Genomic DNA, 12,704 nt, shown 5'->3' on the forward strand with positions numbered 1-12,704 from the left:
CAAGAGCTATGCGTTTCCTAGGCGCGGGGGCTCTTGTGGTTCCTCCAATTATGGAACAGGCAGCCAAGCCAAAAATCGCCGGCGGGATGTGTTGGTAGCACACCCCCGGCACCCTCTCGTCAGCGCGACAAAATATGCTCAACGATTGAGCATTCCCCGCCTTTTTCCCTTGCATCGCCCACAGATTCCTAGAGCCGTGTTCGATTAGGTGCCAACAAGTACCGCAATTATATCGAAAGGTCTGCCCCCATAAAAGATTTGTCTCGGATTATCTGAGACCGCAATATACGGTGTCACTGTCCGGCCAAGGAGCTGCGCTTTTTGTCGTCCGCTGAGCTATGACGTTGAGTGACAGCTTTCCTCAAAACTCAGCGACTGCAACCAGGAACGGCCATTCGATTCAGTCGCCCACATTGTCGACAACACAAAACCGGGATCGCCGCACAGATGACGATGCACTCGCGAAATCGGCGTCAAACCTTTCATACTCCAGCCGTACCGGCCTTCCGACTCCACGTGGAAAAATCCAGCGTCAAGTCTGGCAAGGGCTCCGTTTGTTGGATCTGCATGAGCGTTCTCAAGAAATCGTCGGCCCGCCCCCACCAATCGTTGATCGGGAAAGTATGCGTGCTGTATGTCAGGTAATACCCATCCGGCACGCGCTCGGCTCGATTCACAGGTGCAAACACTGCGATTGCCAAAAGGCCAAAAATGGTTCGATCGCTGAGCCGAATACTCCCGCTTGGTTGATTTGCTTCAAGGTGTGTCACGTGCAGAGATCGCGCGTCTGACACCAACTCGAAGCCTTGCGGCAGATCATCGCCGTGACCATGCGTACACCGATGGATTCCATACACGATGTCCGCGACGTCAGGCACGCCATCAGAAGTCGTTGGCCCTTGGATTGCCACGTGGTGAAATCTGCTTCTTTCCACGTTGATGCCAGGCATCGCCATAGGACCGAAGATGCCGTAGTTATCGCGGATCACCTGTGTGAAGCGTTTCTTGTTTCCCCACCCTGAATGCAGCTTTCTCGCAGTACCGTCGACGGCATTACAGGAGTGGAGCATTGCAGCCTCGAGCTCCCCACGCGACCAGTCATCTATTGCCAGCCGGACTGAGTTTCCCACTTTCATCGTCGACGATCTCCGCGACTACCCAGCGCTGATTTCACCAGATCCTTAGCGGATCGTACAGCGTCCCGTTACGCTTGCCGAAAACTTGAACGGCGAGTGTCCGTTTCGGGAAAAGTGTCAGCGACCGCTCAGGGTCAATCTGCGTCGACCCCGCGTCGCAGGGCGGCGACCGGCTCGTTCGGCCAAGAGCGGCCAGTCGCGAAATTGGCACGCCCGGAGCCGGTCGCATTACTATGAGATGAAGCAGCGAGGCCACACGCACTCCGAGCTGCGCGTCGGCCTCAACGCGTTAATTACAGCCGACAGCGTCCGCGAATGGGAGAGGCGAATACTTTCAGAGCAGTAAACTAAATCGGCCCAGAAAATAAAGCCCCAGCCGTGTTTCGATGACACGAAAATTCTAGTAAAGTCATGAGGCGTCGGCGCGCACTTGCTGCTCCCATTGCGCAAAACTTCGCGCAAATAGTGATCGCGTGCTGTCATTGTGAGGCGTAGCAAAATTCATAGCGCATCGAGAGACCATGTCAACAATTGATTTTTTAAAGGCGGATATTCCAGCCACCTTATTTCCGCTGAAACTTAATCTTTTTATGGCGGAAAATCATGGCACGGAAATCTCCACATACATCAATGAAAAAATATTAAAAGAAGACGTGGTTACTGACAATTTTCTTGCACAACAAAGGGTATACGCGACAAAGCCCCGGGGGCATTTGCGGCGAACCGTGAAGCTGGATCCTATTGCAGAATATTTTATATACGATCTCGTATACAGGAATCGTGGAGTGTTTCGTCCTGAGGTTAGCGTTGCTCGAAGAAGTTTTGGTTATCGATTCAAGAATGGCTCTCACATTCCCGTTCACGTTGCCTATATGGAATATAAAAAGGCATTGGAAGAAGGTGAGGCAGAATACAAACATAAGATTCAATTTGATATCGCATCATACTTCAATAGCATTTATCATCATGACTTGTCACATTGGTTTTCCGCAATGGACAAGGTCTCCGCCCTGGACGCCAATGCCTTCGGTAAATATATGCGGGAAATTAATGCTGGACGCAGCGTTGACTTTCTTCCCCAGGGAATTTACCCTTGCAAAATGATTGGGAATGAGTTTCTGAAATACATCGATCTTAGCAAGTTTCTCAAATCATCCTTGATCGTAAGGTTTATGGATGATTTCACGATATTTGATAACGATCCGTCCGTGCTTCAGCAGGATTTTATTCGAATTCAACATATGCTTGGGCAGTATGGGCTGAATATCAATCCTTCAAAAACGCATTACGACAAGCCGTCTGGAGACGTGCAGGAAACGCTTTCAAATTTGCAAAATGCTCTTTATGAAATTGTTCACGAAATTCAACTCGTTCCTACGGCTTCCGGCGTGGCTGCTATCGAAGTGGACAACGAAGTGGAGAATAATCTGTCGCAAGAGCAGATCGATGGGCTCCTCGCACTTCTGAAAGATGACGCTCTCGATGAATCGGATGCAGAGCGCATACTGATATTTTTGCGATCTTACAGTGACAGTGTGCTTGAGCATATCCCCGCATTGCTTGCGAGGTTTCCAAACTTGATGAAGCATATTCACGCGATATGCGGGACTATCAAGGAAAGAAATGATTTGGCCGCAGTCATACTTGATTACTTAAAAATCGGGACTTTTTTCCTTGAGTATCAGCTATTTTGGCTTGGGTGTATTGCCGAGAACTTTTTGTCTGGTTGCAAGATTTATGGCGATATTCTTCTAAGGATTTACGAGCTATCTTCGGAATTTAAAATTGCAAGATCAAAAATTCTCGAAATCCCGGAGCAAGGTTTTGGGTTTAAGGAGATTCGAGCGGATCTTCTGAAAAATGGGCAGTCGGATTGGTTGTCGTGGGCGGCTGCAATCGGGATGCGATCGCTGAAATCTGGGGAGCGAAATTACTTGCTCGACTATTTCGCGAAGGCTTCAACCCTGAATTTCATGATTGCCGATTGCGTGAAAAAACTGTGATTGGGGTGAGATATGAAGCTGCGCGATTTTATAAGAGAATCGCTCGTTGAAGTCATTGCGGGAATTCGCGAGGCTCAGAATTCTGAGTATGGCGCCTATGTTGTTCCGCGTTCGGATGGAGGGCACAAATACGCTTCACATGAGCGATTTTCAGAAAGCGCACGACTCAAATCGACAATCGTGGATTTCGACATAGCCCTTACCGCCGAAGACGCCAGCAGCGCCGGGGTTGGAGGTGGAATTAAGGTTTTGGGGCTTAGTGCAGGAGCAAAAGGCGACAAGGCGTCGAAAGAGACGGCGGTCAGTCGCATTCAGTTTGCGATTCCCTTACTCTTGCCGGAAAGCGAAAAAGAGTGGTTTGTGCCCGCTCAAGAGAGTCGCGAATAAACGCAAGTACGCGCTGCGTGGACTGCCTCGATGACGATAGCGCGGCTGGCGTTGCAGTCGGTGGCGGCTATTGAAGCCTGACGGGGAGGCCGCCATGAGCGCCGCCGCACGTCGCGTTGTTTTCGCGCCTGCCGTTATACCTCTGGCAAAGAAGACAACGCTGAAAAACGAGCCACCGATGACGATTGATGAATTTTGCAAGCACAACAATCGCGCTCGCGCGTTCGATCCACGTCAATGGCCGCTATCGGGCAAGTAGAGGGTCCGCTGCGGATCGTCGACCGACATTCGATGAGTTCCGAATCGCATGACGGCTGCGCTACCGCGGCCCGGCGCTCGATCTGCACCGCCGACGACCTGGCCGGGAACGACCGGTCCGGCGCTGGGCGAATTGACCTAGACGCATGGGAGGGGAATAAAATGATTGCGAACTGGAGCATCAGCGCCACCACCATTTCTCGGTGGAAGCGCCTCGTCGAGGAGAGCAAGAACAAGGATTTTGCAATTCGGCGTCGCGCCCGAAACGTAAAGCGGAGTGAAGCGCTTGACCTCTCGGAAGAGGAAATCTGGCGAGTTCTCGTCGGCTGCAACGTGACCACGCAGCAGCGGTCCGGCCCGAAGTCAGCCGCGAGCAAATTCCTCCATTCGGACAGCCCGGCTCTCAATTTGGAGAGATGCAGGAATTCCAGGGACGTTCAACGTTTGATCGAGACAGAATGCACCCGAGCAGGTCTACGGCGCTCGGTGACCATCGCGAAGAATCTTGCGAAGACTCTCAACAACCTTCAGAAGTTAGATGGCTGGGCGCAACTGCAGGCGCAACTGGCAACCCTTGAAAAGAACACGACGTCGCGAAAGGAGCGCCAGGTCGCAGACTACTTGCGCTCCGGCGACTTTCCAGGCCTGGGCCAGAAGCAAGCTCGGAACTTCATTCAATGGATCGGGTTGTCCAGATACGAGGTACCGTTAGACAGCAGAGTCCTCAAAAGGCTCCGGGAGTTCGGTGCGAACTTCGTGCCCAGAGGCTCTGCCATGACTGACGAAGCGGTATACCTCTTCGTTCAAGACTTGGTGCAGCGGATTGCAACGGAGCTCGACATCTACCCCTGCGAACTCGACGCCTGCATCTTCGCCAGCTTTGGTGATGATGAGCCCGCGATTGAAGCGGAGGATACAGACACAGAGTAGGTTTCGCTAGAGACTTCTCACAGGCCGGGATTAGCGCGACAGCGTTAACGGCAGCTCCTCTCTGACCAGTCGTTCGCCTCACCGTGCGCCGTGCGATTCAGTGGCTGCAACCTGGGCGGCAGCGTGAATTTGACCGTCGCGAACGAAGGTCCGGAGACCGCTGCATAGCAGACGGCCCGCTAGAACGACTGCAACTGGTTGTTGTCATTCGAATAATGGCACCTTCCTGTCTGTCCGAGCGACCGACCAGAAGGTAATCGGCCTCCAATCAAATGCGCCTGTCCAAAAGCGATCCCTTACGGACAGGGGCATTCTGCCCTGTCCGTAAATAAGGGTTGAAATATTTTGGACATTGCCTTACATTCGGACATCGATTTCGTACAGATTGAGTGCCCGATATGTCCCGAACCTTTGCCTATGCCCGCGTCAGTACGTCCGACCAGACCACCGCGAACCAGTTACGAGAGATCGAGGCGGCCGGCTTCTCGGTCGACAAGCGCCGCGTTGTATCGGAAAGCATTTCGGGGAGCGTAAGCGCCGATCAGCGGCCAGGGTTTGCGCAGTTGCTCGTCAAGATGGAAGAAGGCGACGTGTTGATCGTGACGAAGCTCGACCGACTCGGCCGCAATGCGATGGACGTGCGGGCCACGGTCGAGGGATTGGCCGAACGCGGTATCCGGGTTCATTGTCTTGCCCTGGGTGGCGTAGATCTAACGAGCGCGGCCGGCCGGATGACGATGCAGGTGTTGAACGCGGTGGCCGAATTCGAGCGGGATCTGTTGATTGAGCGCACACACGCTGGTATCGCTCGCGCGAAGGCGGAAGGCAAGGCGATGGGGCGGCCGTCCGCCCTGTCGGACGAGCAGCGGGCGGACGTGCTGCGCGCGTTGGGCGCGGGGGCAAGCGTGGCCGCGCTTGCTCGGCGATTTGGCACGAGCCGCCAGACGATCATGCGGGTACGCGACGCAGTCTAAGCTGCGCGCGCCGTTCAACTCACGCCCTGCTAGAGCCCGGCTCACCGGACCAAGCAGACAGTGTCAGGTTGTCTGGCTCAGTTCGGCCAAGAAGGGACCTTCGTTCAACGCATCGCTAAGACGTTCAGACGACTGCTTCACTCAGCAAACGGTCATTCAATCTCCGTGCGCCCGCATCGCGTTGATCGCTATTGCTGATATTCATATCTTGGTATTCGTTGGGTGCTTCGGGTTGCCTTCGTGGTCGTTGACGGCATCAATCAGCGTGCAAACGTTAGCCGGCTCAAGTTCACGGACGACATGAGCGCCGTCGCCACAGCTGCGGGCCATCAACTGCCGCAGGGCAAATTCCTCGCGCGCTCGCCGGACCAGCATTGCGTCGAGAACACGCAGGCCTGGCAGCACACGCGTTGGTCAATCGACCGGACGTAGCAGGCTGAAGTGCGCCGTTCGTCTAAGGTGCGGTGGGCACAGTGGTGCCTTTGACCGTCCGTAAAGAAGGACCGTGGCTCTTGCACCCGTGGGAAATTGATCGCTGACTGCATCAGCGCTTCTCCGGCGCGATGACACTCGGCCCATACGTGAAACCGGCAACGATCGACTGCAGGACCTCGCCTCAGAAAGTGTGAAGCTTCGCCGGTCACGATGATCCATTCGTCCCCCGAAGCCGTAGCCCGCATGACGAACTGAATTCTCGGTTGCGGGGCCGCGTTAAGCTCCAGCGCCTGCGGGAAACCACCGAATTCGGTGATCGCAGAGACCTCTATCGCAATTCCGAGTTCGCGCGAGCATTCGGCGAGCAACTCTTCCGAAGCTGCATGGACGCCCATCACGTGATCGTCGATGTTGTCCCGCCCACTATCGTGGTCGCCTTCAGCATTTTGTCCTCGGGAAACGAACAGCTCGAATTCGAGCGACTCCTTCACAGCCGTCAGCAAAACACCGTCTGTTCGTTCCAAGACGACCGCGGGATAGACGAAAAGCTGTGGTTTGCGGGCAAAAATCGTCGTGCCCTTACCCTGATAGTGAACGAGCAAACCCCTATATGCAGCGCGCAACCGATCGCTTGAAAGGTAGTCGGGCAGTTGAGGAGGTCGCAGAGGAAATGGAACATCCCGAACCAGAACTTGCCGCGACAGCTCTGAAAATATCCGAGGCGCATTCGCGATGAAGTCCGCCCTGTTCAGGACAATGATATCCGCACCGGACACATTGCCGTTGACGAACGTCTTCACAGGTGCCGTGAAGATAATGAGCCACTGGCCGCTCCCGAGCACGGCTCGTGCGAGCTCGTGACCGTGCTGCTCCATGAGACCTTTCACGTAGCCGGTTACCTGTTCGATGTATTCGTACCACTCATGCGTGACCGGGGACACACTTTTCGCTCCACCGTCCAAGAAAAACCGGATACCCTCAACCAGTAGTTCTGCGGCGTTTTCGGCTCCGCTGCGGCCCCGAGCTCGGCCAATAAAGGGCTTGTCCCACGCCTTGACCTCCAGCAACACCACAGGCACTCTCGTCAGACGCGTGACGCCTACATAGTCCATGTAGGTGGTCGTCTCCGCGCGAATTCGAGCCTCCTGTGCCATGTCTCCGCCCAGGCCGAGATCCCAGCCAAGGAGAGAGACAAACCGGTCGAAGAACCGAACCCTGGTTTGAGCCTCGAGCGGCCGCCCCTGACCTGCCCCCGCGTACGGGTCCGGAGCGGCGGCGCCAAGCTCGCGTTCGACTTCGTCTAGAAGCGTGGCAAACCCCGTCAGGAAATCGTTTAGCGTCTTTTCGCTGTTCATTGAATCAGCTCAGGCAGTCGATAAAGCAGACGCCGCGCAGCGGGCCAGCCTGCATCCAGGAAGCATTCAAGGCATGCGATAAGCGCCGTACGGCTCGTCGGTGCCTGGAATATGTCCTTGTGGTCTGCCAGAAGCCGGCCCACCAGACTGACGAAGTGGTCGACACCCAAGGGGTCGAACTGATAGCCGGTGCGAGCACCGCCATTCAACAGCGCATGTGAGGTCACGTCGAGCGCGGTTTGAGGCGCGTAGTCGAGTACTTTTTCGACAAGTTGCAACAAGTAGTAGACCGTGTGCGGAGTCGCGTACTCCCCGATCTGCTCCAACACAGGTTGTGCTTCCCGCACGAACTGCAAAACCTCTTGCGGGGCAAGGTTCCGTGCTATGTCTGTGCCGTCGATTACTTCGTCGACCGTGAAATAAAGCTGGTTGCATGCGGAATCGACCACCTGCGCGAGATCGCGCACCGTAGCGGCTTCTTGCTCGCTGGCGCTCTTCTTTCCAATCAACTCACCAAGCACAAGGTTTGCAGCCGACACAATATCCAGCGTCAAGCTGAATGCGCGCTGACGGACACTCGCATCGAGCGGGCTGTCCGCGTTGAGTCCGATGACGTAAGCACCGCGCAATGCCATCAGGACGTGAAGAAGCTCGGAGGAGTGCACTGTCGGCGAACTCACGTAGCGTTCAAGACTCTCGCGCGCCTCTTCGAGCGAATGTCGTACCCATAGCACCGTGATCTGTCCAGCAATATGCGCAAGCAGATCCTTTGCTCGCGGCCCGTCGGCTTGAACCCGGTCGATCAATTGCCGAAGCAGTGTCAGACATCTCTGCGGCTCGGCGTGCAGCAGACGGTCCACCAAGTCGCTCGTCAGGTGCACAAGAACGCTTCGGTTTGTCTCTTTCTGCAGCCGCGTTTCGAGCCTCGACCAGAATCCGTGCCTGTCGAGGTCCCAGATTCTGATAAGCATCAGCGCCGCATGCATGCGAACCGCGGGATGCGGATCGGCGAGGAGTCGATCGATTACCGGTGCGAGTTCACGATATCGCTCGGGAGCCTGCAAGCACAAATCGAGAATCGCTTCCGCCGCTTCGAGCCGCGCCGCAGGTGAACCCCATGCAGCGGATTCTTCGAAACGCTGTTCCGTTTCCTCTTGCACTTCTGGGCTGGCAGAGTTTGCCGCCAACATGATGAGGTCAATCAGGCGATTGACCGTGGGTTCAAGATTCGGGGCCTCCGCTTTCCCCCCCAGAAGTTTCATCGTCAGGATCTGTGAACACCCCTGTCCGATCGTACCTTCGGCCTGTAGGCGCAACACGGCATGTACACCGTGCGCACTCGCGCGAACATCAAGAGCCTCAAGCGACTTAAGCGCAGCGTCGAGAGTCACATCGTTCGCAGGTGTCTTCCCTGGAGCAAGTGCGAGCAGATCCTGCGTCGACTCAAGCGCGGCCATCAGATCCGCATTTGCCGGTAAACTCCTGTCCAGACCCTGGATCCACTGGTAAGGATCAGCGCGCTCCCAAGACGTTGAAAAATGCATCAACCGTTCGTTTTTGCCTTCTGACTCGTCTATTTCCCTTGCGATCATCTCTCGCGCCCGATCCGTTAGGAGTCGGTCCGCTCCGATGCTGGCAAATAGTCGTTCCACGAACGCGCGCCGCGCACCGTCCTCGTCCTGATAGCCTGAAAAGTCGAATGCAAACGCACCTTCTTCGAGGTCGATGCGCTCTTCAGCAGTGCGTCGATCCCATGCCCCTGTAACAACGTCAATCGCATCTTTGCGTGTGTCAGGCAAAACAAGCATCGGTTCAAGAACGGCGAACGGCCACATCAGGTCGAGGAGTTTGTCGCGACGCTCGGCAGCGACCATGAACAATCTCGCCCAAAAAATCGCTTTCGAACACCGCAGAATGACATCACGAGCTATCTCGATAGCTACCTGTTCAGTAGCCGTCCTAAGATGTTCTACGAACTTGACCACCAGCAAATCCGCGTCATATCCGTAGACGCGCTCCGGATCATGCCCCCACACACAGCTTAAATCTTCCTCCAGACGATACTTTTGGTTGTTGACCGTCAGTTCGAATTCACGAACAGGTTCGGTCCGCGGGTGCTCTCGGGCGAAGAATCCGTCCACTGCGGCTACGAGCCCATCGACTGCTGCCGATGAATGGTGTTGGAGGAACGTGGGGAAATATTGCGCAAGCGAGTAACGAGCCATGTCATAGTCCTGCCGCGCCGTAGACGTCATCGACAGAATCTGGCTGTTGCCGATCCTCGTTTTCCTTTCGTCAGTTACACCGATTTCATACGTGCGGTTATAGATGTAGCTGGCGAAGTCCGGGTCGCAATCCGCGATACTCCCGATCTTGCGTCCCAGCAACGGCACGTATTCCCAGCTATGTAGCTCAAGTTGCTCTGCCTCAAATATCCGCGCAAGCAATGTGCGAGATGCGTCGCTGTTCGTCGAATATGTATCAAGCACCAGATCAATGGCTGAAGCCACCAGCCATTGCGCGTTGCCGTTTTCGAAGGCATACGCCAGCAAGGCACGCGCGGCCGACCCAAGGCCGGCACGCTCCTCCTGGGATTTCGCACGCGGCAGCAACTGGGCAACGAGGAATCGCACCGCACCGGTCACGCGCCCAACATAAGCTCCAATGCCACTCGCAAGTGCAATCCATGGCTGCAACGGCGTCGACGAGTGATCGTCAATGCGCACCGCCAGTGCTCCACCCACATGGTTTAGAACATCCGGAAGCAACGGGTTGTTGCGCCCAACTTCCTGCACAAGCCAAGCCGTATCGTCGACATCAACGGGAAACTCAGCGCCCGCACGGCTTGCTGAACTTCGCAAAACGGGGTCGCCCGCTCGGTCCGTGATGAGCTTGGCGACAGCGCTCCAGAACCGGTCCCTATCGACGCTTTGATCCCACAGCTCATGCAACACGAATAGCAACGCCGGGGCGAGCATCAGCCCGCGCCCGTCATCCTTCGGAAACCGCTGCGAGCCATTAACGATGCCATTCGGGTCCAGATACACCGCAGCCGCAGCGAAATCGAACAGGATGTGATGGCGGAACTGAAACGACCGACCGCCGTTTATCGGGACGAGGATCCCGCCTTTCTGAAGTTTGTCGACCTGGTCACCGCTGTCAGCAGCTGTTTTGTCGAATGGTGCCTGCAGCGAGCCGGACTCCAGCATCGACTGCACTGCGCGAATGATGACAGCTCGGCCGGACGTTCCGTAACACTCGATTCGCTCCCGCCAGAAAAGCTGAAGCAGTTGCACCTGGGACGAAACACGTTCCAGGTTCTCGCCGAGGACGTCGGCGGCGAGCAAGTCACATATGAGCCGTGTATTAAAAGGCACGACCGCCAGTTCTCTGAACTTTTGGGGTGCAGCATCCAGCACACTCGCCAGCCGCGGCTCCCTCGCCATCAACTGCCGCAACTCGTTGTCAGACCAGTTCGGCACCGAAACATGCCGAACGTCCCCGAAGCCCCGATCAGCAAGCGCGGCGACGGGTGGCTTGCCCTTGAAAAGCGCGCGGAATTGTTGCCCCATGCGCAAGTCGAACGAGCGGATAGATGCCACGACCCGCCAACGATCATTCATTTCAATGACGCGCTTGATCAACGCGCGGAAAACCCCTTCGCCTTGTCCCCCGCGCGTGGCATCCAGCGCGTCGATTACGAGCCACCCCGACTTTTCCCCGTCCCAGGCCTTGAGCACTTCGACAAGATCGTGCTCCAGACCCAGCGCTCTTGCGAGACCATCCGACGTATCCACGGCCAGACTGTCGACCGCCAGTTCGACGACATCGTGCAGTTCGGCACGCAACCTCTCAGCTAGCGCGCTCACTACACCGCTTTTTCCGGAGCCGGGTTCACCGATAATCAGAAGGTTTCCGGCTGCGGCCGCCTCGAAGACCCCCTGTTGACAATCGCGAACGATCGACACCTGATTGCCCGGCGATGCCTCAACAACCTCATAACGTCGTAGGTCACTGGCTGTCGCGCTGGAGTACGCCCGTAGGGCCTCGATGTCCGCCCGATAGCGAGGTCTGTCGCCGAGATCAAACCCAGCCGAACGCAGCGCTGCCCTCAACGTATCGAGATCAGCACCACCGCGCTGCTTCATCAAGTCGTAACAAAACTGCTCGATGCCCGAGAACAAAGCACCCGCATCAATCGAGGCGCCCGCGGCACCATGCAGCACTGTGCGCACAAGCGCCGCGTCGGTGCCAGCAAAATCGAATACCGCAACGCGAACGAACCTCGCGATCTCCAGAACCGCTGCATCGCTGAACGGTTCAGCGGTCGAATCAGCCCATGCGGTTCGGATACAGAACTCGAAATCGTCAAACACCACCTGCTGCGCCTGTGTCAGCTGCGGTTGACCTGGGGACGCCTTGAGCGCGAGAGCAGTGGGCAGATCGACCTTGATCGCTGCCGACGCCTGCGATCCCACGGCGAGAACCAAGCGGTCCCGGCTCGCGTCGAGCGGTCGGTTCCATCCAGCGCTGCCATCCCCGCGCTGGCAATCTATCCAGTACTTCGTGAACTGCGCGATAGTCTTGGCAAAGGCGCTAGAAGGGTCTCGCGACCGAGACACTGTTGTCTTGGCCTGAATGGCAATGAAACCGTCATCTGACGTCGCCACAAGGATATCGTCGACCGGGGCTTCTGTTTCGAAGCGAATCCATTCGACGCTCCCGTTTCCAACATCGATGCGCGCATCAATGCACTGGTCGGAGAGCATGTACGCGCTGAGAAGAGCGCCAACTTGCGCCTGAAACTGAATTCCTGCGCTGGTGGCCGCGCCACCGCCGCCCAGGCGATTACCGAGTGACGAATCTGAGGAGTGGTCGGACACGATAAGCGATTTCGAAGAGGACGGTCGATAATACATCGTCCGCTCCACAAAGCCGTGTAGTCACGTGGCACCCGAATTCAGATTGCGCTATCGCATAGACCGGTGATGGGCAATCACTGCCATGGCCGAGCATCCCGCGATAGCGGTACCCATGGGAGTGACCGTTGTAGCTTGCGGATTCAACCCGTCGAAGCATCACCGGGTCGAGCCGCCGCTCAGGGTCGATCACGGCCCTTGATGAGGTGACGTCTAGACAATCTCAGACCTGATCTGCCTCCGACTGAGAGATCAGGTCTGGACTTGCACATCTCAGTCCCCGAATCACCAGTGTTGTCGCGATTGT

Annotated in this window: 8 protein-coding genes; 5 read left to right on the forward strand and 3 right to left on the reverse strand. The window is 56.2% G+C overall.

Features of this window, described 5'->3' with window-relative positions; all coding sequences use genetic code 11:
* Positions 1 to 482: 482 nt before the first annotated feature.
* Entirely contained in the window at positions 483 to 1,136 is a 654-nt protein-coding gene (locus tag CFB49_RS35685) for a hypothetical protein (RefSeq protein ID WP_143329285.1), read from the reverse strand.
* Between the two features lie 521 nt (positions 1,137 to 1,657).
* Between CFB49_RS35685 and drt5 the strand changes: the two genes are divergently transcribed.
* The 5 genes from drt5 (at position 1,658) to CFB49_RS13580 (ending at position 5,688) form a co-directional block, all read left to right on the forward strand.
* Positions 1,658 to 3,139, forward strand: a complete 1,482-nt coding sequence (gene drt5 / locus CFB49_RS13570; RefSeq protein WP_089491566.1) for an antiviral reverse transcriptase Drt5 — start codon at positions 1,658 to 1,660, stop codon at positions 3,137 to 3,139.
* A 12-nt stretch (positions 3,140 to 3,151) separates the two neighbouring features.
* Positions 3,152 to 3,526 (forward strand): hypothetical protein, encoded by a 375-nt coding sequence (locus CFB49_RS35690; RefSeq protein ID WP_143329286.1) that lies wholly within the window; start codon positions 3,152 to 3,154, stop codon positions 3,524 to 3,526.
* Between the two features lie 94 nt (positions 3,527 to 3,620).
* The gene (locus CFB49_RS36305) at positions 3,621 to 3,785 is read left to right on the forward strand and encodes a hypothetical protein (protein WP_179234899.1); all 165 of its coding nucleotides are present in this window, start codon (positions 3,621 to 3,623) and stop codon (positions 3,783 to 3,785) included.
* A gap of 32 nt (positions 3,786 to 3,817) precedes the next feature.
* Positions 3,818 to 4,714: a hypothetical protein gene (locus tag CFB49_RS13575; protein ID WP_143329287.1), complete on the forward strand. Its 897-nt coding sequence runs from the start codon at positions 3,818 to 3,820 to the stop codon at positions 4,712 to 4,714.
* A 398-nt stretch (positions 4,715 to 5,112) separates the two neighbouring features.
* Positions 5,113 to 5,688 carry a recombinase family protein gene (locus CFB49_RS13580; RefSeq protein ID WP_089491568.1) on the forward strand — a complete coding sequence of 192 codons (576 nt, stop codon included), beginning with the start codon at positions 5,113 to 5,115 and terminating at the stop codon, positions 5,686 to 5,688.
* 329 nt (positions 5,689 to 6,017) lie between these two features.
* Here the strand turns inward: CFB49_RS13580 and CFB49_RS13585 are convergent, their stop codons facing one another.
* Both CFB49_RS13585 and CFB49_RS13590 read right to left on the reverse strand, forming a co-directional pair.
* On the reverse strand, positions 6,018 to 7,478 hold the full coding sequence (locus CFB49_RS13585) for a hypothetical protein (RefSeq protein WP_089491569.1): 1,461 nt from the start codon (positions 7,476 to 7,478) through the stop codon (positions 6,018 to 6,020).
* A complete protein-coding gene (locus CFB49_RS13590) occupies positions 7,475 to 12,397 on the reverse strand; it encodes an ATP-binding protein (RefSeq protein ID WP_143329288.1) in 4,923 nt (1,640 codons plus the stop codon). The genes CFB49_RS13585 and CFB49_RS13590 overlap by 4 nt, the downstream gene beginning before the upstream one ends.
* Positions 12,398 to 12,704 lie beyond the last annotated feature (307 nt).

The sequence above is a fragment of the Burkholderia sp. AU17457 genome, assembly GCF_002223255.1.
Classification (GTDB): Bacteria; Pseudomonadota; Gammaproteobacteria; order Burkholderiales; family Burkholderiaceae; genus Burkholderia; species Burkholderia sola.

Coding starts and splice junctions, on each gene's coding strand:
- drt5 (WP_089491566.1), top strand. CDS start 1,658: ATGTCAACAATTGATTTTTTAAAGGCGGATATTCCAGCCACCTTATTT.
- CFB49_RS13590 (WP_143329288.1), bottom strand. CDS start 12,397: ATGTATTATCGACCGTCCTCTTCGAAATCGCTTATCGTGTCCGACCAC.
- CFB49_RS35690 (WP_143329286.1), top strand. CDS start 3,152: ATGAAGCTGCGCGATTTTATAAGAGAATCGCTCGTTGAAGTCATTGCG.
- CFB49_RS36305 (WP_179234899.1), top strand. CDS start 3,621: ATGAGCGCCGCCGCACGTCGCGTTGTTTTCGCGCCTGCCGTTATACCT.
- CFB49_RS13585 (WP_089491569.1), bottom strand. CDS start 7,478: ATGAACAGCGAAAAGACGCTAAACGATTTCCTGACGGGGTTTGCCACG.
- CFB49_RS13575 (WP_143329287.1), top strand. CDS start 3,818: ATGAGTTCCGAATCGCATGACGGCTGCGCTACCGCGGCCCGGCGCTCG.
- CFB49_RS35685 (WP_143329285.1), bottom strand. CDS start 1,136: ATGAAAGTGGGAAACTCAGTCCGGCTGGCAATAGATGACTGGTCGCGT.
- CFB49_RS13580 (WP_089491568.1), top strand. CDS start 5,113: ATGTCCCGAACCTTTGCCTATGCCCGCGTCAGTACGTCCGACCAGACC.